Here is a 19,871-nt window from a genome sequence, read left to right on the forward strand (position 1 = left end):
CGTGTCGCTTCGCTCCCGCTCGCTGGTCCGTGGCCTCCGGCCACTTTCCCAACCTTTCCCCACACCGCACCCGCTCACTTCGTTCGCGGTGCGGTAGGCCACCGCCACGGTTGCCCAGTCAACCGATGCGGTGCGGTGGCGTGGGCCGGCGCGCCTCGTGCGCGCCCGTCGTCGCGAGGGATGAGTGACCGTAGGGAGCGAATCGGCTGGGGAGGCTCGTGGGCGGTGCAGTCGCGGTGGGTGGGACTGAAAGGGGCGGGCGTGTCGCGCTTGCGTGGTCGGCTCCGTGACCACTATCGGGAGCGAGCGAAGCGAGCGACCGATATGTCACGGGGAGACCGCGACACGCCCGGGGCTTTCAAGCCGGTCTTACCGACGGAGCTGTAGCCAGCAAGCGACACGCCCGGGGCTTTCAAGCCGGTCACAACAGAGCGATACCCAGACGACACGCCCGGGGCTTTCAAGCCGTCAGTAACAGGAACGCAGGCAGAGAAACAAAGTCAAAATCAAACGCCAGCGTAATCCTACAAGTCGTACAGGTCGGAGAACTTCGCGTCGGCGTACTCGATGAACGCGTCAGCCGAGAACTCCTCGCCGGTCGCGCGTTTCACGAGTTCGTTCGTGGTGTAGCGCGCCCCGTGCTGGTGGACCTCCTCGGTGAGCCACTCGTGGAGCGCGTCGAACTCCCCGTCCGCGAGCTGTGAATCCAACCCCTCGATGTCGGACTCGGCGGCGTCGAACAGCTGCGCCGCGAGCACGGAGCCGAGCGAGTAGGTCGGGAAGTAGCCGAAGGAGCCGTGTGCCCAGTGGATATCCTGCAGACACCCCTCGGCGTCGGTGTCGGGCGTGACGCCCAGATACTCCTCCATCTTCGCGTTCCACACCTCGGGCACGTCGGCCACGTCGAGCTCGCCCGACAGGAGGTCGCGCTCGATTTCGAACCGGAGGATGATGTGCATGTGGTAGGTGAGCTCGTCGGCCTCGACGCGAATCAGATTGTCCGGATACACCTGATTGGCCGCCTCGTAGAGTTCCTGTCCCGAGATGTCCGCCCCGAGGTCGTCGTTCACGAGGTCGACGTAGTTCGAGAGGAACGACGCCGAGCGACCGACGTGGTTCTCCCAGAGCCGAGACTGCGATTCGTGGACCGTCAGCCCGCGATTCTGTCCGAGCGGGGTGCCGTACTCCTCGCGGGGCAGGCCGAGGGTGTAGGTGGCGTGACCGAACTCGTGGATGACCGAACCGATGGAGCCGACGGGGTCCTCGTTGTCGAAACGGGTCGTCACGCGGGCGTCGAACTGCGTCCCCGACGAGAACGGGTGCGGGGCGGTGTCGAGTCGACCGTGGTCGTCGGGGTAGCCGAGGTACTCGAGCGTCGACTCCGCGAGCGAAAACTGGTCGTCGTCGGAGTAGGTGCCGTCGAAGGGGGTCGCGAGGTCGGCGTCGGCCTCGTTCAAGTCGTCGATGAGCGGACGGAGGGCGTCGCGAAGCTGTTCGAGCACGTCCTCCGCAACGGAGAGGTCGAGCCACGGCTCGTAGTCGGCGAACAACACCTCGTAGGTGTCGGCCTCGGGGTCGATGTGGTTTGCGTACTCGCGCTTGAGTTCGAGCAGCGTCTCGACCTGGGGCGCGAACGTCTCCCAGTCGTCCTCGGCTTTGGCCTCCTTCCAGATGGGGAGGGCGTTCGATGTCTCCTCGGAGATGCGCTCGACGAGGGATTTCGGGACCTTCGCGGCGCGGTCGAACTCGCGGCGAATCTCGCGGACGACGGCCGCCTGCTCGTCGGAGAGCGCGGCATCCTCGGCGGCGTTGAGGTCGGCTTCGAACTCGTCGCTCGTCAGGATGTCGTGGCGGGCACCCGAGAGCGCGGAGGTCTGCTTCGAGCGGGCAGGCGTGCCGCCTTCCGGCATCACGACCTCCTGGTCCCACGAGAGGACGCCCGCGGCGTCGCCGATGTAGGTGGCGCGTTTGTACCGTTCGAGGAGGGAGTCGTACGCGTCGGGGCTGTCGTCGGCTGACATACCTGACTCGTGGCGTGCGACGGTTAGAAAGCCGGCGGTTCACAGTCCCGCCCGAACGTGGGCACAAACCGGCGACAGGACGCTTTTCTTCCCCCCGGACCGAGTCAGGGTATGCACTTCGACCAGCGGGAACAGACCGCCCTCCGCGAGGCCGGTCTCGACACCGACGACCTGCGGGCCGCCGCCGAGCGGGTGGGCGAGCTCGTCGCCGAGACCGCAGCCGACCTCGAAGCGTTCGTCGCCGACCACGACACCCTCTACTCCGACATGGACCTCGCCCACTCGGGCGACGGACCGGCCGAACACGCCGTCGAGTATCTCGACACCTACACCCACGGCGGCGACCTCCACGGCTGGCTCCGGTTCGAGACGTGGGGAGCCACCGTCACCGACGGGCGCGTGCTGACCGACGAGACGGTCGAGTTGACGCTGGAGGGTCGCCACGGCCGGACCCGGTTCGCGACCACGCCCGACGCGCTATGAGCGTCCGGATTCGCGGCATCTACACCACCGCGCTCACACGCCTGTTCGACGACGTGGTGCAGGCGTCGCCGCCGATTCGGGACCGGTTCGACGAGTCGTTCCCCGTCGCCCCCGCCGACCTCGCGGTGTGGACGACCAACGACCGACAGGGAGTCACCCTCTCCGGGGACCCCGCCACCGTCGCCGACGCCCACGAGCGACTGGCCGGCATCTCGCGTGACACCCTCGCGTGGACCGACCCGCTCCCGAAGGACGGCGTCTTCGCCGGCGAAGTGACCGAGACCCTCGGCGGCGGAGCCGTGGTCGATGTCGGCGACGGCGAGGGGTATCTCCCCTACGGCGAGACGGACGACCACGTCGAGACGGGGGATACGGTGCGCGTGCAGGTCCGGCGACCGAAGCCGCCGTGGACCGACCGCCGCGCGCGACTGTCGACCCGTATCGAGGTGTCGGGCGAACTCGTCCGCCTCGTCCGCGGGGAGTCGCGGGAGTCGGCCGGCGCGGCGACGCTCGAAGACCTGCTCCCGCCCGATGTACCGGACGGCTGGCGACCGAAGTGGGGTCGCGACGAGGAGGAGGCCGCGATGGACGCACTCGGCGCTGCGCTCGATTCGGCGACCGACCGCGCCGAACGGTTCGACGACCTGCCGACGCGGGGCGAGCCAGACGCGCCAACCGCGCTGGCGACCCCGCTTTCGACGAGCCACGTCTGGTTCGGACGCGAGGGACGGTTCGAACTCGACGCGCTCCGGCGGGAGGTCACGCGAACGATGCCCGGCCACCACCGCGTGAAGGCGGGCGCGTCCGACGCCAGCGCGGCCGTCGACTTCGCGGAGGCGCTGGGCGCGTTCGACGCCGACGAGTTCCCCTTCGCCGTCGTCGCCAGACAGTTCGGCCCACAGGAGGGCGACCGACTCGGCATCGACCACGGGAAACCCTCCGGTGCGTGTTTCACCCTCGGAAAAGGAGAGGTGACGAGCGTCGAAGCCGACGGCTCGCTCACGCTCGAACGCGAGATGTCACCCGGCGGAACGTACGACGCGCTCGGCGTCGACCGGCAGGCCGGCGACGTGGCCGTCACGAAGTTCGAGGAGGGACGCTGGTGGTATCCGACCGTCTACCGTGGCGAGGACGGGACGCGACGGGGAACCTACGTCAACGTCTGTACCCCCGTCGAGCTGTTTCCGAACGCCGCGCGCTACGTCGATCTCCACGTCGACGTGGTGAAGGGACCCGACGGCGAAGTGCGGCGGGTTGACGACGACGAACTCGACGCGGCGGTCGCGGCCGGCCACGTCTCCGAGCCGCTGGCCGAGAAGGCCCGGTCGGTCGCGTCGAAGCTGGAACGCGCGCTCTGAATCAGTCTCGTACGGCGCTACGTGCGACCATCTCGTGTGTTCCCTGCGACCGTTCTAAGCCCGGTCGTCTATCTCGACGTGTTGGACGACGAGACGAGTGGGACGAGCGCTGCTTCTACCTCGTCGGCGTCGTAGGGTTTGCGCTGGCCGCCGTCGGCGCGAGCGGTCGTCGTGGACGTCTCGTCTGTCGGCAGTCTCGGAACCATCGGCTCGATTGTGTCTCGGCGCATCTACTCTGTAGAGGAGCCGGAGGGTAATAAGTATAATGAATGTTCATAATACATGCGAGGCGCTACCCAGTCCAGAGCTGACTCCGACTGCGCAGTCGCGTACACGAGTCGTGGGGTTGAGGGTCGCCCCCGTACACATATCTTCGGGGCGCGTGTCGCGTCCGTATGGACCTGCTTCCCGACCTCGACGGCCGCGTCGCGCTCGTCACCGGTGCCGCCCGCGGGCTGGGCCGCGAGTTCGCGCTCGCGCTGGCCGACTGCGGCGCGGACGTCGCCGTCCACTACAACACCAGCGGCGAGGCCGCCCGCGAGACCGCCGCCGAGGTTCGCGAGCTCGGCGTCGACGCGCAGGCGTTCTCCGCCGACGTGACCGACCCGACGCTCGTGGACGACCTCTTCGGCGCAATCGAGGAGGAACTCGACACCGTGAACGTGCTCGTCAACAACGTCGGCGACTTCGAACCCATCCACTGGGAGACCGTGGAGTGGTCGCGTTGGCGGGAGGTGACCGCGACCAACTACGAGGCGACCGTACTCTGTTCGCGGCGCGCGCTCGCACCCATGCGCGAGGCCGGCTGGGGGCGCATCATCAATATCGGCTACGCGTCCGCCGACAAGGGACTCGTCTCGCCGAAGAACTTCCCGTACTTCGTCGCCAAGACCGGCGTGTTGATGTTCACCCGGATGCTCGCGGCCGACACGCAGGCGGACAATATTACTGTTAATGCCGTCTCGCCGTACGTCATCGAGAGCTCCGACGAGTTCCCCGAGGAGGCTCCCCGCGGCCGGTGGGCCACCTACGACGACCTCATCGCCCCGACGCTGTTCTTCTGTTCTGACGCCGCCAGCTATCTCTCCGGTGAGAACATTGAGGTCGACGGCGGCTGGCTTCCCGAGACGGTCTAACTTCGAGGTATTACACGCGGGTAATACTCTTGTGAGTCGAGTTCGTACGCGCGGTATGTCCAAGGTGACGAGCAAGGGGCAGGTGACGATTCCCAAGCCCGTCCGCGACCGACTCGGTATCGAGGCCGGCGACGAGGTGGTTTTCGAGGAGACGGACGACGGCTACGTGCTCCGCAAGCGCGTCACCGAGAACCCCTTCGAGAAGTGGCGCGGCGCAGCCGACACCGACGCGACCGTGTCCGAACGGATGACAGAACTGCGTGGCGAGCGGTGAGGACGGCTATCGACACGAGTGCGCTGCTCGCACTTCTGTACCCCGACGATGCCCACAACGAACGGGCGAGTCGCCTGCTCGGCGAGGCCGTCGCGGAGGGGTCGGTCGTCGTCACCGGCACCGTCGAGACGGAGCTGGCGGCGGACCCGACGTTCGAGACGCGCGCAGACCTCAACGCGTTCCTCTCGGACACCGGAATACAGACGGTGACGCCCGCACCCGAGACGCGATTTCTCGCCGGCGAGCGGTTCCGCACGTACATCGACCGTCGCGGCCCCGAGTTACAGTGTCCGGCCTGCGGCCACGAGGCGACCTACGACTGCCCGGAGTGTGGCCGGGAGATTCGGTCGCGACAGCGACTCGCCGCCGACTTCACCATCGGCGCACACGCCGAACGCGAGGCCGACCGACTGCTCACCTTCGACGCCGGCGTCTACGAGACGTACTTCGAGGTCGAGATACAGACCGTCGCCGAGTGATTACTCGTCCTCAACGGACGCGAGCGCGACGCCGATGGAGACGCCGGTCCCCATCCCGATGGCGATACCGACGGCGATGTCATCGAGTGCGACCCCGAGTGCGGTGCCGAATCCCGCGCCGACGGCGACACCGAGGGCGAGCCGCTCGGGGTGGGGGAGTTCCTCGTCGGCGTCCGCGTCGCCCATCAGTTGTTCTGAATCGCGTCGATGACCATCGCGGCGGCGACGACCGGCTCCTTCGGCACGTCGCTCGTGTCGTCGAGGTCGATGGTGTAGGTGTCCCGCAGCGAGAACTTCCCGTGGATGCTGCCGACGTGGTCGCCGTCGGCGTCGGTGATTTCGTACTTGTGGGGGATGAGATAGCCGAAGGGGAGGAAGTTCCGCGCGAGCGTGATAGCGGCCCCGCGGGAGTCGATTTTCGCGAGCGCGCGCTCGGAGTCGGCGTCGCGAATCGTCCACGTGTCCTGAAACATCGAGTAGTCGTTGTCGAGGACGGCGAGGTCCTCGCCGGTCTGGCTGTCCGTGAGCATGTAGTCGCCGGCCACGTCGAGGATGCCGCCGGCCTTGACGGAGAACACGTCGTTCCCGTCGCCGTCGACGAACGGGAACTCCTCTTTCAGCTTGAACATCTTCTGTTTCCCGCGGAGGACGACGTTGCCGGCCGAGTCCGTCGCCTTGTACTTGTTGCGGATGAGACTCTGCACGACGGTGTACGAGGAGTCGGTCAGTTCGATGCCGCTGATGTCGTAGGAGGACATGGGCGTGTCATCTCACCGAGGGGGAAAAAGCGCTCGCCAGCCGCGTCTGACGCGTGACCGACAGGGTTTCCGTGCGCGCGTCCCTCGATTCGCGTAATGAGTAAAGACCACATCGAGGTCCGTGGGGCCGAAGAACACAACCTCAAGGACATCGATATCGAGATTCCCCGCGACTCCTTTACCGTCGTCACGGGCTTGTCGGGGTCGGGCAAGTCCTCGCTCGCCTTCGAGACGGTGTACGCCGAGGGCCAGCGCCGCTACATCGAATCGCTGTCCGCGTACGCGCGCAACTTCCTCGGCCAGATGGACAAACCGCAGGTCGAGAACGTCGAGGGACTCTCACCCGCGATCTCCATCGATCAAAAGAACGCCGCGAACAATCCGCGCTCGACGGTCGGGACCGTCACCGAACTCCACGACTATCTCCGCCTGCTGTACGCCCGCATCGGCAATCCGCACTGTCCAGAGTGCGGCCGGCCCGTCGGCGAGCAGTCGGCCCAGAACATGGTGTCGCGACTGCTCGAACTCCCCGAGGGGACGCGCGCGAAGATTGCCGCGCCCATCGTGCGCGACCAGAAAGGAGCCTTCGAGGACCGGTTCGACGACCTCGTGAGCGAGGGGTACGCCCGCGTCGAGGTCGACGGCGAGGCGTACGACCTGACGACCGAACGCCCCGAGTTGGACGAGAACTACAACCACACCGTCGATATCGTCGTCGACCGCGTGAAAATATCAGAGGAGGCGCGTTCGCGCATCACGGACTCCGTCGAAACGGCGCTCGATGAGGCCGACGGCGCGCTGAAAGCGATTCTCCCCGACGCGCCCGAGGACACCGACCTGGGCCGCGAGACGCGCTCGACGGGCGACTTGGCCGGCGAGGGCGACGACCGACTCGTCGTCACCTTCTCGGAGGACCTCGCCTGCACCCACTGCGGCATCGACCTGCCCGAACTGGAGACGCGGTCGTTCTCGTTCAACAGTCCCCACGGCGCGTGTCCAGAGTGTGAGGGCATCGGCGAATCCAAGAGCGTGGACGAGCGGCTCGTCGTGCAGGACCCGTCGAAGCCACTGAAGGACGTGTTCGAGCCGTGGTCGTACAATCGGAAGTACTACCAGCGACAGATCGACAACGTCGCGGACCACTTCGGCGTGAGCGTCGAGACGCCGTTCGAGGAACTGGACGAGGAGATACAAGAGCAGTTCCTCTACGGGACTGATGAGATTGTAGAGTTCTCGTGGCGCACGAAGAACGGCGTGCGCGAAAAGTCCGAGAAGTTCGAGGGCGTGATGGGGAACCTCTCGCGGCGACACGTCGAGACGGACTCCGACCGCGCGCGCGACCACATCGAGGAGTACATGGCGACGACGACCTGTCCGGCCTGTGACGGCACCCGACTCCGGCCGGAATCGCGGGCCGTGCTCGTCAACGGCACCGACATCACCGAAATCAACGAGCTCTCCATCGGCGACGCGCTCGAGTACTTCGAGGGGCTGGAAGCGGAGTTGACGGACCGCGACCGCAAAATCGCCGAGGAGATCTGCAAGGAGATTCGCGCCCGACTCGGCTTCATGGAGGAGGTCGGGCTCGAATACCTGACGCTCGACCGCGAGGCCGCCACCCTCTCGGGCGGGGAGAGCCAGCGCATCCGGCTGGCGACGCAGGTCGGCTCCGGCCTCGTCGGCGTGCTCTACGTGCTGGATGAACCCTCGATTGGGCTCCACCAGCGCGACAACGACAAACTGCTCGACACGCTCGAGGGGCTGCGCGACTTGGGGAACACGCTCATCGTGGTCGAACACGACGAGGAGACGATGTGGCGGGCGGACAACGTCATCGACATGGGTCCCGGGCCGGGGAAGCGAGGGGGCGAAATCGTCGCCCACGGCGACGTGTCGGATATCATGGCCGAGGACGACTCCGTCACCGGCGAGTACCTCTCCGGCGAGCGGGGGATTCCCGTGCCCGAGGAGCGTCGCGAGGCCGACGGCCACCTGACGATTCGGGGCGCGCGCCAGCACAACCTCGCCGACCTCAACGTGGAGCTTCCGCTCGGCTGTTTCACCGCGATTACGGGCGTCTCCGGCTCTGGCAAGTCGACGCTGCTGCACGAGATTCTGTACAAGGGGCTTCGCAAGCGGATGAACGACAGCGACGTGAACCCGGGCGAACACGACGACATCGAGGGAATCGACCAGATTCGGGGCGTCCGGCTCATCGACCAGTCGCCGATTGGCCGCACCCCGCGCTCGAACCCCGCGACCTACACCGGGGTCTTCGACCACATCCGCGAGCTGTTCGCCGAGACGAAGCTGGCGAAACAGCGCGGCTACGAGAAGGGCCGGTTCTCGTTCAACGTCAAGGGCGGCCGGTGTGAGGCCTGTGGCGGGCAGGGCACCGTGAAAATCGACATGAACTTCCTTTCCGATGTGCACGTCCCCTGCGAGGAGTGCGACGGCGCGCGCTACAACGACGAGACCCTCGACGTGACCTACAAGGGCGAGACCATCTCGGACGTGCTCGACATGGAGGTGGACGAAGCCTACGACTTCTTCGAGTCCCACAGCGGGCTTCGCCGGCGGCTCCAACTCCTGAAGGACGTTGGCCTCGGCTACATGCGACTGGGCCAGCCGTCGACGACGCTCTCGGGCGGGGAAGCCCAGCGCGTGAAGTTGGCCGAAGAACTCGGCAAACAGGACAAAGGCGAGACGCTGTATCTGCTGGACGAGCCGACGACGGGGCTCCATTCCGCCGACGAGCGCAAGCTCATCGAGGTGCTCCAGCGGCTGACCGACGACGGCAACACCGTCGCGGTCGTGGAACACGAGCTCGATCTGGTCAAGAACGCCGACCACATCATCGACCTCGGGCCGGAGGGTGGCGAACACGGCGGCGACCTCGTCGCCGAAGGGACGCCCGAGGCGGTCGCCGAGAACGACGACTCCCACACGGGACGGTATCTGCGCGATTTGCTCCCGACCGTCGACCTCGACGGCCCGCGTTCTGACAGTCGCCGCCACGAACTGAAGGAAGCAGAGACGCCGGCGGCGGAGTAGTCGACCCGACTGTGAACGCACGGGTCGGCAGAGTAGTCAGCCCGACCGCGGACGTGCGGGCTGGCAGAGTAGTCGACTCGACTGTGAACGCTCGAAGTCGCCGAATTTCGGCTCGTGAGCCGACCAACGGTCTTAATGGGCTATCGGGCGACAGTGAGTTGTGAACCGATACGCCGTAGCGGCAGTTTTCCTCGCAGTCGCGCTCGCCGGCTGTGGCGGCCTGATGGGCGATGCGTCCACGGGACCGATTGCCGACGGGTACAACGAGACGGGCGTCGAGAACGTCTCCGTCGCCATCCAGACCCACGCGGAGGCGGTCGCGTCGAGCCGGTACAGCTACGAGCAGACGGTCGAGACGAGCGGGACGACCGGGAGCTTCGAGATACACAGCGGGTCGTCGGGGACGCTAGCGACCCAGAGTTCATCCAACGGCGCGAGCCGGTCGGTGTGGCGTGACGCCGACAGCGCGGAGGTGCGCACCCAGCGCGGCGAGCAGGCGACCTACAGCGCGCTCGCGGGTAACGTCTCCGTCGCCCTCTCGAACTCGCGGACCGGGAGCACCCTCCGCGCGGCAGAGCAGTTCCCGCGCACGATTCTCCAGCAGGTCGCGTTCGACGCGGCCGGCGGGACGGAGTGGAACGGCGTCAGCGTGCGCGAGTACGAGGCGACCGGCTTCCGCGTCGCCGGCGTCAACGGCACCGTCGACGGCCGGATGCTCGTCGACGCCGAGGGCCGCGTCCGCCACATCGACATGGACCTGACCCAACAGACGCAGGGACAGGAGCTGGCGGTGGATATCGAGACGAGCCTGACCGAGGTCGGCTCCGCCACCGCGAGCGAACCGGACTGGACCGGCGATGCCCCCTCCGTTTCGGTCGTCAACGAGGGCGGTGTCCTCGAAGTGACCAACACCGGGAGCGCGAGCATCAACGCGACGTTCGCGGGACTGGAGGCGGGACTCGATAGCCCGCTCGCTCCCGACGAGACGATGTACGTCGCCCCGGGGAACAACACCGTCAGCGTGAGCCGCGAGCGACCCGACTCCGTCGAGTATAACTGGCCGCGCCCGGAGATTGCGCTCCGCTTCGGCACGGACCGCACGGTGACGATCGGCGCGTACTTCAGCCCGGAGTACGCCGACGAGCCGGTGACGCTGGGCGCGTAGCGTCGGCTGGATAACTTAAGTTGGATGCCGTCGTTTTCTCGCGTATGAGCACGGCTGTCGATGACGAGACGATTCTCGAGGTGTTGCGGTCGAACAGCGCGCCACAGATGACGACCACCGAGGTCGCGAACCACCTGCCGGTGACGCGCGGGACGACCCGGACCCGGCTCCAGCGACTCGTCGACGACGACCTCATCAACCGCGAGACGGAGGGGAACAACGTCGTCTGGTGGCTCCCCGAGCGCGGCGAGGAACGCGAGGCGTGGGAGCCAGACGCCGAAGAGGAGGCGTCCGAACCGGAGGAAACAGACGCCGAGGAGGAACCGGAAGTCGAGGAGGGAGAAGAAGCCGAAGAAGAGCCTGAGGAAGAAGAAGAAGCCGAAGAAGAAGAGTCCGAGGCCGAGGAAACAGAGGGCGAAGCGGCCGAGGATGCGGAGACCGAGGACGGCGAAAGCGAGGACGGCGACGAGACCGAAATCGCGGTGACGGCGACCGAGCAGTCGAAGTCCGAGAGCGAGGAGGGAACCGAAGTCGAGGTCGAGGCGGTCGAGTCGGAGCCGGACGTCGAGACGCCCGACGAGGCGACCGAGACGCGAACCGCCGCGGAGCGCGAGGAGGCGGCCGAACTCTCCGACGACGACGAGGGGCTGCGCGTGCTGGCCGGCGTGGCGGTCGGGCTCGTGGCCGTCATCCTGCTGCGCCGGCTGCTGGGCGACGACGAGGAGTAGGGCGCGACTGAAAGGCATTTACTCGCGCTCGCGAACAGGGCGTATGCACGATTTTATCGTCGTGGGTGCCGGCCCCGCCGGCTCGCGGTTCGCTCGGAGCGCGAGCGAGCGCGGCCACGACGTGCTCGTCTTCGAACAGGGAGCGATTGGCGAGCCGTTGGCCTGTTCGGGCCACGTGTCGCTGGACGTGTGGGAGTACGTCCCCGACGGCGCACGCGAGGAGCTGTTCCAAAACGAGATTCGAGGGGCGCGGTTCCACCTCGGCGGGCCGGAGTCGCGAGCGTATCCGTTCTACCGCGACGGCGCGATCTCGAACGCGGTCGACCGCGTCGGGCTCGACCGCGCGCTCGCGGGGGCAGCGAGCGATGCAGGCGCGGACGTACGCGACGGCCACACCGTCACGGCCGTCGACGAGGGTCGCGAGTCGGTGACTGTGACGGTACGCGGGCCGAATGGGACCGAGACCCACGAGACGCGGCTGGTCGTCGGCGCGGACGGGCCGCGCTCGCGCGTCCGCGAGCAGTGTTCGATTCCCGAGCCGGACGAGTTCCTCCACGGCGTGCTCGGCTTCGACCCCGAGCCGGACCACGAGGCGTTCGTCGACGTTCACCTGACCGTCCCCGGCTTCTTCGCGTGGCACATCCCGCGGGGCGAGGACGGCGTCGAGTACGGGCTGGCGGTGTCACCGGGCGATGACCTCAACGCCCGGTTCGACCGGCTCGTATCGGGGTACGACGCGACCATCGACCGCCGGTGTTCCGGGCTGATTCCCGTCGGACCCGCCTCCCGGACCATCGGTCGCCGGTCGCTGCTCGTCGGTGACGCCGCCGGCCAGACGAAACCGTTCACCGGCGGCGGCATCCTCTACGGGATGCGCAGCGCCGACCACGCCGCCCGCACCGTCGACCCGACCGACCCGACGACCCTCTCCGAGTACGAGTCGGCGTGGCGCGAGGAGCTGCGCGCCGAGATTCGACTCGGTCACGCCATTCGGGCCGGCTACTCGGTGCCAGCGCCGCTCCAGCGGCTCGGTCTCCGGGCTTTCTCCGGGGAAATCGGCGTCCACATGGACGAGCCGTCGAGTCTCTTCTCCCGCGAGCAGCTGCGTGCGATGTTGTGACGCGAGCACAGAAAGCCTATCACGGACTCCCGACTCGCCAAGCGTATGTCTGAGGAACTGGTCGCAGCGAGCGACGCGCCAGTCACCCCCGACCGCATCGCCGAGGACCTCCGCGCGCTGGGCGTCGAGACCGACGACACGCTGTTCGTCCACTCGTCGCTCTCCGCGCTCGGGTGGGTGCCCGGCCGGGCGCAGGGTGCAGTCGAGGGGGTTCGCCGTGCCGTGTCCGAGGGGACCATCGTCGTGCCGACCCACTCGACCGACCTCTCCGACCCGAGCGGGTGGGAGAATCCGCCCGTCCCGGAGTCGTGGTACGGGCCGATTCGGGATGCTACCCCCGCGTATCGGCCCGACGCGACGCCGACACGCGGGATGGGCGCGATTGCTGACTGTCTGCGGAGCTACGACGACGCCGTCCGGAGCGGGCACCCGCTCTACTCCGTCGCCGCGCTCGGCCCGGACGCCGACCGAATCGTCGCCGATCACCCGCTCGAAGACGGGATGGGCCCGGAGTCACCGCTCGCAACCGTGCGCGACCTCGGCGGAAAGGTGCTGATGGTCGGCTGCGACTGGGGGCGCAACACCTCGCTCCATCTCGCGGAACACCTCGCCGACATCGACGCCGGTCGCGTCGAGGCCGGCGCACCGATGCTCGTCGACGGGAGTCAGGAGTGGGTCACGTTCACCGAACCCGACTACGACGACAGCGACTTCGCTGCCTGCGGGGAGGCGTTCGTGGAGGCACGACCCGAGGACGCTGCGACGGGAACGGTCGGCAACGCCGACGCCGTGCTGTTCGACCAGCCGGCGCTGCTCGAGTTCGCGACCGAGTGGCTCGAAGCGAACCGTTAGAGTCCGACGCCGAGACCGAGCGTCTCCAGTCCGAGGAGGAGGCCGACGACGACGCTGGCGAGCCCGGCGACGAGCCGGAGGGGGCGCAGTCGCCCGACCGCGTGGCCGACACCCCACGAGGCGAGGCCCATCCCGACGACGGTCGCGACCGAGAAGCCGGCGAGGAAGCCAGCGCCCGCGAGAGAGCTCCCCGCCGCGGCGGCGAGCGCGACCACGACACCGCCGCTGCCGGCGAAGCCGTGGACGATACCGACGAGGAAGGAGGCCTCGTCCGTGTGGTCGTGGTCGAAGAGCCGCGAGCCGATTGGCGGCCGGTCGAGCAGGACGCGCACGCCCAGCAGGACGAGCAGGGCGGCGACGGCGAACTCGACGACGCGGTTCGCGAGTGCCGGCAGTTCGACCCCGAGCGCGAGAAACAGGCCGCCGAGCGCGAGGACCGGGAGACAGTGGCCGACACCCCACGCGAGGCCGGCGGTCACGGGGCGGTCGTCGTCCTCGACGAGGGTGGCGACGGCGGCGACGTGGTCGGCCTCGAACGTGTGGCGCACGCCGAACAGCCCACCGACGAGGAAGGGGAGTTCGAGCATACCCCGACCACTCTCCCGCCGCCGAAAGCGCTGTCTATTCGGGCGAAACACCGAACAGCCGGCCCCCCAAATTCCCGGTATGGACGCACTCGTGTTGTGTGGCGGCGAGGGGACGCGGCTCGACGCCGGCGAGAAGCCGCTGTACGAGGTGGCCGGCGAGCCGATGGTCGGGCGCGTGCTCGACGCGCTCGACGGTTCGGGCGTCGACACCGTCTATGCTGCCGTCACGCCACAGACACCCGACACCCGCACGTACGTTCGCGACCGCGCGACCGTCATCGACACCGCTGGCGAGGGGTACGTCGCCGACCTGACGCGCGCACTCGAAACGGTGGGGACGCCCGCCGTCACCGCCGTCGCCGACCTGCCCTTACTCACTGCTGAACACGTCGACAGCCTGTTGAATCGTGAGCGCTCGACGAGCGTCTGCGTGCCGACGCGACTCCAGCGCGCACTCGACGTGCGTCCCGACCGGACGCAGACGGTCGCGGGCGAGGAGCTGTCGCCCTCGGGGCTGAATCTGGTCGGCGACGGCGAGGATGAAATCGACCGCCGGTGGGACGCCCGGCTGGCCGTGAACGTGAACTACGCGAGCGACGCGACCGTCGCGGAGCGGCTCTGCTGATGGACCCCGACAGCGTCGATTCGGTCGACCGGGTCCCCCACGGCTCCAGCGACGACCCCGACGTGCTCGACTTCTCGGCCAACATCAACACCCGCGTGCCCGACGGGGCGCGCACGGCCTACGACGCCGCCTTCGCCGAGTCGCGCTCGTATCCGCCCGACGACTACTCCGAGTTCCGGGCCGCGGCCGCAGCGTACGTCGATTGTGACCCCGAGCAGGTCGTCCCGACGGCCGGCGGGTTGGCCGCGCTCCGGCTCGCGGTTGCGACCGCGATACGACCGGGCGAGTCGGCGCTCGTCCCGTATCCGAGCTTCGGGGAGTACGCCCGCGAAGTCGAGCTACAGGGCGGGGAGCCGTCGCTGGTCCCCCACGACGACCTGCTCGACAGCGACCCCGAACCCCACGCCCTCGCTGTCGTCTGTAACCCGAACAATCCGACCGGCGACAGCTACGACCCCGCCCGGCTCCGGGAGTTCGCTGCCCGCTGTCGAGAGAGCGACACCCTGCTCGTCGCCGACGAGGCGTTTCTCGGCTTCACCGACGAGCCGTCGCTCGCGGGCGAGCCGGGCGTGGTCGTCGCGCGCTCGCTGACGAAGCTGTTCGGCTTTCCCGGACTCAGGGCCGGCTTTGCCGTCGACGGACGGGAATCGGAGCGACTGGAAACTGCCCGGCGCGCGTGGTCGCTCGGCTGGCCCGCCGCCCGCGTCGGGACCGTCTCGATGCGCGAGACGGCGTTCATCCGGGCAACGCGCGAGCGCGTGGCCCGGGAACGCGCCTTCCTCGAACGCGCACTCGCCACGGAGTTCACCGTCGCGCCGAGTGACTCGCCGTTCCTGCTCGTGGCGGTCCCCGACCACGAACGGCTCGTCGAGCGGGCGCGAGAATCGGGCGTCGTCGTTCGCGACGCCACCACCTTCCGGGGGCTGGACTCACACATGCGCGTGGCGGTGCGCGAACGTGGCGAGAACGAACGACTGCTCGCCGCACTTGGGGTCGATGTACCGGAGTGACCGCCGGGCAGGCGTCTGTCGACTTCACGGTCCGGCGACGCGGTGGCTGTCGGCCGGCTTCGACGGCGGCTACGCCGAGGGAACGAGCGCGTACAACGTCACCGTCCCGGAGGGGTTCGACCGGACCGACCTCGCGACCTACGCCCGCGAGCGCCGCCGCGAAGCCGAGTTCGACGACGGCCCGACTCTGCTGACCGGGGTGGAACAGCAGCACGCGAGGGGGACGCGACTCGACTCCGTCACGGCGGTCGCGACGGCCGGCGTCTCGAACCCCGCGGGGTTACCGATGGACCCCGACGGCGAGCCGGCGGAGCCGAACGCCGGGGATACGCCACCGAATCCTGGGACCGTGAATGTCCTGCTGGCGACGACACGCCGACTCCCCGATGGTGCGCTCGCGAGTCTGCTCGCGCTCGTCGCCGAGACGAAGGCCGCCACGCTGCTCCACGAGACGGGGGTTCCGGGGACGACCTCCGACGCCGTCATCGTCGGGAGCGCGCGCGACGGCGACCCGGCGCAGTTCGCAGGAAGTGCGACCGCGGTGGGCCGGGCGGCCCGTGCTTGTGTGCGCGAGGCGGTGCGCGAGAGTCTCGCCTCGCGGTACGCCGACACGGCGCTCCCGAAGTCGGTCGCTGATGCGGAGTACGGCGTCGAGACGACGGTCCGGGCCGCGGTGTTCGATCCGAGCGATACGCCGAAGTAGACCGGTGTCGTTCTGCGAGTGTGCCCGTTACGTTCGATCTGTTCGGTACGCTCGTCGACGCGGCCCGACCGGCAGACCCCGCGGCGGCCGTCGGACGCGAACTCCGCGAGCGTGGCGTCGCGGTCCCCGACGACTGGGCCGACGCTTACGCCGAACCACACGTCGACGCGCCCGAGGGTGCCGAGGTGCCACTGCACGCCCACGTCGCCCGCGCGCTCGACTCGCGGGGCGTCTCGGCCCCGGACAACGCCGCCCGCCGCGCTGTCACCGCCGCCTTCGAACCCGACGTGACAGCCCGCGAGGGTGCGCGTGCGGCCGTCGAGCGCGCCCGCGAGCGCGGTCCCGTCGGCCTGCTCTCGAACTGTTCTGTCCCCGAACTCGCCCGCCGGAGTCTCCTGTCGGCCGACCTCCGCTGGGCGACCGAGGACCGCGACCCACTGTTCGACGTGGTCGCGACGAGTCTCTCCTGCGGCTGGCGAAAGCCCGACAGTCGCGCCTTCGAGGCGGTCGCACGCCAACTCGACTGTGACGTGAACGAGCTAACCCACGTCGGTGACAGCGACGCCGACGCCGGCATCGAGGCGGTCGGCGGCCGGTTCATCGACGTGCGCGAGACGCCGCTGGAGGCGCTGTTCCGATGAGCGTCGCCGCCGCGGGCGCGGTCGTGCTCGCCGCCTTCCTCGACCGACTGGTCGGCGAGCCACCGAACCGCGTCCACCCGGTCGCGCTCCTCGGGCGGGCGATTTCACCCCTCGACCGGGAGTGGAACAGCCCCTTCGAGATGGGCGTCTCCATCGCCGTCGTGCTCCCGGTGCTCGTCGGCGCGGGCGTCGGAGCAGTCGTCGCCGTGCTGGTCCCGGTGTCGGTACCGGCCGCGGCGGTGGTGGCCGGACTCGCGCTCTTCTCGGCGACGAGTCTCCGGATGCTGTTGGACGAAGCGCGCGCCGTCGAGCGCCTGCTCGGAGAGGACATCGACGCGGCGCGCGACCGGCTTCGGTCGCTGGCCGGGCGCGACAGCAGCGACCTCGACGCGAGTGAGATTCGCTCTGCTGCCATCGAGAGCATCGCCGAGAACCTCGCCGACGGGCTGGTCGCACCCGTACTCGCGTTCGGCCTTGGGGCGCTCGTCTCTCTGCCCGTGGCGGCCGGCGCGGCCGCGTTCGTCAAGACGGTCAACACGCTCGACTCGATGCTCGGCTACCCGGACAAGCGCCACGGGACGGCGAGCGCCCGCCTCGACGACATCGTGATGTGGCTCCCGGCGCGGCTGTCGGCGCTGGCACTCGCGGTCGCTGCCGTCGACCCCGAGACGCCGTGGCGCGCCCGCGGCTGGGTCGACCGCGTCTCCTCGCCCAACTCCGGCTGGCCGATGGGGACCGTCGCCTCGGCGCTCGCCGTTCGACTCGAAAAGCCGGGGGCCTACGTCCTCAACGACGTGGCCCGGCCGCCCGAATCGGGGGACGTGGACCGAGGGATTCGGCTCGTCGCGCGGGCCGGCTGGCTCACGTGGGGACTTGCCGCGCTCCTGCTCGCGTACGCGGGGTGGCTCTGATGGGCGCACTCGGTGGCGCAGTCGGCTTCCTCACCCGAATTCCGGTCAGCGCCGACGGGGACGACTGGGACGCCTTCGCTCGCGCGCCGTGGACCTTCCCGGTCGTCGGCTGGCTCGTCGGCGGGCTGGCGGCGCTCGCGCTCCTGTTTCCGCCGACACTCGTTCCGTTCGCGTATCTGGTCGCGCTCGTTCTCCTGACCGGCGTGAACCACGTCGACGGGCTGGCCGACCTCGGCGATGCGATGGTGGTCCACGGGGACAGCGAGCGGCGACGCGCCGTGTTGAAAGACAGCGAGGTCGGCGTCGGTGCAGTGCTCGCGCTCGGGGTCGCACTCGTCGGACTGGCCGTCGCCGGGCTGGGACTGGCTCGGCTCCCGCTCCGGGTCGGGGTCGCGCTCGTCGTCGCGAGCGAGGTCGGCGCGAAGCTGGCGATGGCGACACTCGTCTGCACCGGGCGGGCGAGCCACGAAGGGTTCGCGAGCGCGTTCACGGAGCAGTGTGAACCCGAGGATATGCTTGGACCGCTCGTCGTCGCGGTGCCGGCAGTCGGTCTCGCCGCGTTCGGCGGATTCGCAATGTCGGCCGCGCTCGTCGCGCCGCTCGCGGTCGCGTGGTGGCTCCGCCGGTGGGCGACGGAGAATCTCGGCGGCGTCAACGGTGACGTGTTCGGCGCGACGAACGAACTCGGGCGACTGGCCGGAGTGTATGCCGGTCTGCTGCTCGTTTAGAGAGTCTTCTCGTCGCGCACGGCGTCGGCGTCGATATCGCTCGCGGCGTCGATACCCGCAAGCCCCATCGTGAGGTCGAGCTGCGAGAGCGTGTTTCTGAGCACCTGCTCGACGCCGTCCTGGCCGGAGTGAGCGAGTCCGTAGACGAACGGGCGACCCAACATCACGGAGTCGGCCCCGAGCGCGAGGGCTTTGAACGCGTGTTCGCCGCGGCGAATCCCCGAGTCGAACAGCACCGTCGTCTCGTCGCCGACTTCCTCGACGATGTCCGGGAGCGCCTCGATGGCGGAGATGGAGCCGTCGATCTGTCTGCCGCCGTGGGTGGAGACCTGCACGCCGGCCGCGCCCGCCTCGACCGCCTTGCGGGCGTCGTCGGGGTGGAGGATTCCCTTGATGATGACCGGGAGGTCGGTGCGCTCGAAGACGAACTCCAGGTCGTCCCACGTGAGCGAGGCGTCGCCGAAGACGGAGAGGAAGCGGTCGACGGCGGCCTCCGGATTCTCCTCGGGCGGCTCGTCGAGCGATTCGCGGAAGGCCGGGTCCGAGAAGTAGTTGCCCATCCCCTCGCCGTCGAGGAACGGGTAGTACCCCTTCGAGAGGAGCCGTTCGCGCCAGCCGAGCGTCGGCGCGTCGACGGTGAGCACGATCGCCTCGTAGCCGGCTTCCTCGGCGCGGTCGAGGAACGACGCCGCCACGTCGCGGTCTGCAGACCAGTAGTACTGGAACCACTTCGGCGTGTCACCGAGGGCGTCTGCCACCTCCTCCATCGACCGGGTGGACAGCGACGAGAGCACGAAGGGCACGTCGAGGTCGGCGGCCGCGCGCGCGGTCGCGAGTTCGCCCTCCTCGTGGACGAGTCCCTGCACTCCGAGCGGAGTAATCATCAGCGGGTAGGCGTGTTCCTCGCCGAGAACGTCCACCGAGAGGTCGCGGTCGGCGACGCCACGCAGCATTCGGGGGACGATGCGCCAGCGCGAGAACTCCTTGTTGCGCTCGAACGTCTCCTCCGTGCCGGCCCCGCCGTGGATGTACGCCTGCGCCTGCCACGACATCCGTTCGGTGGCCTCCTCGCGGAGCGTCTCGAAGGAGACGGGAAAGTCGGGCGTCTCGCCGTCGAACATCCCGCGTCGGTACACCTCGCGAATCTGCTTCACGCCGAACTGCTCGCCGTGGGTGTCGTCGTCTGACATACAGGGGGTGGCGGGGCCGGCGGCATAACTCTACGGCTCGACCGAACG

22 protein-coding genes are annotated in these 19,871 nt (G+C 68.7%); 16 read left to right on the forward strand and 6 right to left on the reverse strand.

Translation table 11 applies throughout. The features are described 5' to 3' along the window. Window positions 1–524: 524 nt before the first annotated feature. Window positions 525–2,021, reverse strand: coding sequence for a carboxypeptidase M32 (locus tag DM818_RS04790; RefSeq protein ID WP_075937855.1), 1,497 nt, complete (start codon window positions 2,019–2,021; stop codon window positions 525–527). 111 nt (window positions 2,022–2,132) lie between these two features. Here DM818_RS04790 and DM818_RS04795 point away from each other — a divergent pair, with 111 nt between their 5' ends. Next, window positions 2,133–2,504, forward strand: coding sequence for a DUF7532 family protein (locus DM818_RS04795; protein WP_153952380.1), 372 nt, complete (start codon window positions 2,133–2,135; stop codon window positions 2,502–2,504). After that, window positions 2,501–3,862, forward strand: coding sequence for a DUF402 domain-containing protein (locus tag DM818_RS04800; protein ID WP_153952381.1), 1,362 nt, complete (start codon window positions 2,501–2,503; stop codon window positions 3,860–3,862). Before DM818_RS04795 ends, DM818_RS04800 begins: the two co-directional genes overlap by 4 nt. 68 nt (window positions 3,863–3,930) lie before the next feature. Here DM818_RS04800 and DM818_RS14900 read toward each other — a convergent pair whose 3' ends face one another. Next, entirely contained in the window at window positions 3,931–4,092 is a 162-nt protein-coding gene (locus DM818_RS14900) for a hypothetical protein (RefSeq protein ID WP_172977287.1), read from the reverse strand. Between the two features lie 165 nt (window positions 4,093–4,257). On the opposite strand from DM818_RS14900, the gene DM818_RS04805 reads away from it, so the two are divergent. From DM818_RS04805 to DM818_RS04815, 3 genes are read left to right on the forward strand one after another with little or no spacing between them, the layout of a single operon-like run. Continuing rightward, window positions 4,258–4,998 (forward strand): SDR family NAD(P)-dependent oxidoreductase, encoded by a 741-nt coding sequence (locus tag DM818_RS04805; RefSeq protein WP_123123723.1) that lies wholly within the window; start codon window positions 4,258–4,260, stop codon window positions 4,996–4,998. A gap of 55 nt (window positions 4,999–5,053) precedes the next feature. After that, on the forward strand, window positions 5,054–5,272 hold the full coding sequence (locus DM818_RS04810) for an AbrB/MazE/SpoVT family DNA-binding domain-containing protein (protein WP_075937851.1): 219 nt from the start codon (window positions 5,054–5,056) through the stop codon (window positions 5,270–5,272). Beyond that, a complete protein-coding gene (locus DM818_RS04815; RefSeq protein WP_079988923.1) occupies window positions 5,269–5,751 on the forward strand; it encodes a hypothetical protein in 483 nt (160 codons plus the stop codon). Before DM818_RS04810 ends, DM818_RS04815 begins: the two co-directional genes overlap by 4 nt. Here DM818_RS04815 and DM818_RS04820 read toward each other — a convergent pair whose 3' ends face one another. Both DM818_RS04820 and DM818_RS04825 read right to left on the reverse strand, forming a co-directional pair. Next, window positions 5,752–5,937, reverse strand: coding sequence for a hypothetical protein (locus DM818_RS04820; RefSeq protein ID WP_075937850.1), 186 nt, complete (start codon window positions 5,935–5,937; stop codon window positions 5,752–5,754). It abuts the gene before it with no gap. Continuing rightward, on the reverse strand, window positions 5,937–6,509 hold the full coding sequence (locus DM818_RS04825; protein ID WP_075937849.1) for an LURP-one-related/scramblase family protein: 573 nt from the start codon (window positions 6,507–6,509) through the stop codon (window positions 5,937–5,939). The genes DM818_RS04820 and DM818_RS04825 overlap by 1 nt, the downstream gene beginning before the upstream one ends. 96 nt (window positions 6,510–6,605) lie before the next feature. Between DM818_RS04825 and uvrA the strand changes: the two genes are divergently transcribed. The 5 genes from uvrA to DM818_RS04850 all read left to right on the forward strand — a co-directional run bounded on the left by uvrA (window position 6,606) and on the right by DM818_RS04850 (window position 13,428). Beyond that, window positions 6,606–9,563: an excinuclease ABC subunit UvrA gene (gene uvrA / locus DM818_RS04830; RefSeq protein WP_075937848.1), complete on the forward strand. Its 2,958-nt coding sequence runs from the start codon at window positions 6,606–6,608 to the stop codon at window positions 9,561–9,563. A gap of 160 nt (window positions 9,564–9,723) precedes the next feature. Then, on the forward strand, window positions 9,724–10,728 hold the full coding sequence (locus tag DM818_RS04835) for a hypothetical protein (protein ID WP_143823812.1): 1,005 nt from the start codon (window positions 9,724–9,726) through the stop codon (window positions 10,726–10,728). Window positions 10,729–10,772: 44 nt separating this feature from the next. After that, the gene (locus tag DM818_RS04840; protein WP_075937846.1) at window positions 10,773–11,456 is read left to right on the forward strand and encodes a winged helix-turn-helix domain-containing protein; all 684 of its coding nucleotides are present in this window, start codon (window positions 10,773–10,775) and stop codon (window positions 11,454–11,456) included. Window positions 11,457–11,499: 43 nt separating this feature from the next. Then, the gene (locus DM818_RS04845) at window positions 11,500–12,576 is read left to right on the forward strand and encodes a geranylgeranyl reductase family protein (RefSeq protein WP_153952382.1); all 1,077 of its coding nucleotides are present in this window, start codon (window positions 11,500–11,502) and stop codon (window positions 12,574–12,576) included. A 45-nt stretch (window positions 12,577–12,621) separates the two neighbouring features. Then, window positions 12,622–13,428, forward strand: a complete 807-nt coding sequence (locus tag DM818_RS04850; protein ID WP_123123721.1) for an aminoglycoside N(3)-acetyltransferase — start codon at window positions 12,622–12,624, stop codon at window positions 13,426–13,428. Here DM818_RS04850 and DM818_RS04855 read toward each other — a convergent pair. After that, a complete protein-coding gene (locus DM818_RS04855; RefSeq protein WP_123123720.1) occupies window positions 13,425–14,015 on the reverse strand; it encodes a high-affinity nickel-transporter protein in 591 nt (196 codons plus the stop codon). The two genes, DM818_RS04850 and DM818_RS04855, sit on opposite strands and share 4 nt — an antisense overlap. A gap of 79 nt (window positions 14,016–14,094) precedes the next feature. On the opposite strand from DM818_RS04855, the gene DM818_RS04860 reads away from it, so the two are divergent. From DM818_RS04860 to cobS, 6 genes are read left to right on the forward strand one after another with little or no spacing between them, the layout of a single operon-like run. Beyond that, window positions 14,095–14,640 (forward strand): NTP transferase domain-containing protein, encoded by a 546-nt coding sequence (locus tag DM818_RS04860; protein ID WP_075937842.1) that lies wholly within the window; start codon window positions 14,095–14,097, stop codon window positions 14,638–14,640. Beyond that, window positions 14,640–15,650: a threonine-phosphate decarboxylase gene (locus DM818_RS04865; protein ID WP_075937841.1), complete on the forward strand. Its 1,011-nt coding sequence runs from the start codon at window positions 14,640–14,642 to the stop codon at window positions 15,648–15,650. Before DM818_RS04860 ends, DM818_RS04865 begins: the two co-directional genes overlap by 1 nt. After that, a complete protein-coding gene (locus DM818_RS04870; RefSeq protein WP_075937840.1) occupies window positions 15,637–16,353 on the forward strand; it encodes an adenosylcobinamide amidohydrolase in 717 nt (238 codons plus the stop codon). The genes DM818_RS04865 and DM818_RS04870 overlap by 14 nt, the downstream gene beginning before the upstream one ends. A 20-nt stretch (window positions 16,354–16,373) precedes the next feature. Beyond that, entirely contained in the window at window positions 16,374–16,994 is a 621-nt protein-coding gene (locus tag DM818_RS04875; protein ID WP_075937839.1) for an HAD family hydrolase, read from the forward strand. Continuing rightward, window positions 16,991–17,905, forward strand: coding sequence for an adenosylcobinamide-phosphate synthase CbiB (gene cbiB / locus DM818_RS04880; protein ID WP_075937838.1), 915 nt, complete (start codon window positions 16,991–16,993; stop codon window positions 17,903–17,905). Before DM818_RS04875 ends, cbiB begins: the two co-directional genes overlap by 4 nt. Next, window positions 17,905–18,633 (forward strand): adenosylcobinamide-GDP ribazoletransferase, encoded by a 729-nt coding sequence (gene cobS, locus DM818_RS04885; protein WP_075937837.1) that lies wholly within the window; start codon window positions 17,905–17,907, stop codon window positions 18,631–18,633. Before cbiB ends, cobS begins: the two co-directional genes overlap by 1 nt. Here cobS and DM818_RS04890 read toward each other — a convergent pair. Then, entirely contained in the window at window positions 18,630–19,823 is a 1,194-nt protein-coding gene (locus DM818_RS04890) for a lactate 2-monooxygenase (RefSeq protein WP_075937836.1), read from the reverse strand. The genes cobS and DM818_RS04890 overlap by 4 nt on opposite strands. Window positions 19,824–19,871: the final 48 nt, after the last annotated feature.

Source organism: Halosegnis longus, from assembly GCF_009663395.1.
Classification (GTDB): Archaea; Halobacteriota; Halobacteria; order Halobacteriales; family Haloarculaceae; genus Halosegnis; species Halosegnis longus.

Excerpts from the sequence above, each read along its gene's own strand:
- DM818_RS04790 (WP_075937855.1), bottom strand. The coding sequence starts at position 2,021 with ATGTCAGCCGACGACAGCCCCGACGCGTACGACTCCCTCCTCGAACGG.
- DM818_RS04795 (WP_153952380.1), top strand. The coding sequence starts at position 2,133 with ATGCACTTCGACCAGCGGGAACAGACCGCCCTCCGCGAGGCCGGTCTC.
- DM818_RS04800 (WP_153952381.1), top strand. The coding sequence starts at position 2,501 with ATGAGCGTCCGGATTCGCGGCATCTACACCACCGCGCTCACACGCCTG.
- DM818_RS14900 (WP_172977287.1), bottom strand. The coding sequence starts at position 4,092 with ATGCGCCGAGACACAATCGAGCCGATGGTTCCGAGACTGCCGACAGAC.
- DM818_RS04805 (WP_123123723.1), top strand. The coding sequence starts at position 4,258 with ATGGACCTGCTTCCCGACCTCGACGGCCGCGTCGCGCTCGTCACCGGT.
- DM818_RS04810 (WP_075937851.1), top strand. The coding sequence starts at position 5,054 with ATGTCCAAGGTGACGAGCAAGGGGCAGGTGACGATTCCCAAGCCCGTC.
- DM818_RS04820 (WP_075937850.1), bottom strand. The coding sequence starts at position 5,937 with ATGGGCGACGCGGACGCCGACGAGGAACTCCCCCACCCCGAGCGGCTC.
- DM818_RS04825 (WP_075937849.1), bottom strand. The coding sequence starts at position 6,509 with ATGTCCTCCTACGACATCAGCGGCATCGAACTGACCGACTCCTCGTAC.
- uvrA (WP_075937848.1), top strand. The coding sequence starts at position 6,606 with ATGAGTAAAGACCACATCGAGGTCCGTGGGGCCGAAGAACACAACCTC.
- DM818_RS04840 (WP_075937846.1), top strand. The coding sequence starts at position 10,773 with ATGAGCACGGCTGTCGATGACGAGACGATTCTCGAGGTGTTGCGGTCG.
- DM818_RS04845 (WP_153952382.1), top strand. The coding sequence starts at position 11,500 with ATGCACGATTTTATCGTCGTGGGTGCCGGCCCCGCCGGCTCGCGGTTC.
- DM818_RS04850 (WP_123123721.1), top strand. The coding sequence starts at position 12,622 with ATGTCTGAGGAACTGGTCGCAGCGAGCGACGCGCCAGTCACCCCCGAC.
- DM818_RS04855 (WP_123123720.1), bottom strand. The coding sequence starts at position 14,015 with ATGCTCGAACTCCCCTTCCTCGTCGGTGGGCTGTTCGGCGTGCGCCAC.
- DM818_RS04860 (WP_075937842.1), top strand. The coding sequence starts at position 14,095 with ATGGACGCACTCGTGTTGTGTGGCGGCGAGGGGACGCGGCTCGACGCC.
- DM818_RS04865 (WP_075937841.1), top strand. The coding sequence starts at position 14,640 with ATGGACCCCGACAGCGTCGATTCGGTCGACCGGGTCCCCCACGGCTCC.
- DM818_RS04870 (WP_075937840.1), top strand. The coding sequence starts at position 15,637 with ATGTACCGGAGTGACCGCCGGGCAGGCGTCTGTCGACTTCACGGTCCG.
- cbiB (WP_075937838.1), top strand. The coding sequence starts at position 16,991 with ATGAGCGTCGCCGCCGCGGGCGCGGTCGTGCTCGCCGCCTTCCTCGAC.
- cobS (WP_075937837.1), top strand. The coding sequence starts at position 17,905 with ATGGGCGCACTCGGTGGCGCAGTCGGCTTCCTCACCCGAATTCCGGTC.
- DM818_RS04890 (WP_075937836.1), bottom strand. The coding sequence starts at position 19,823 with ATGTCAGACGACGACACCCACGGCGAGCAGTTCGGCGTGAAGCAGATT.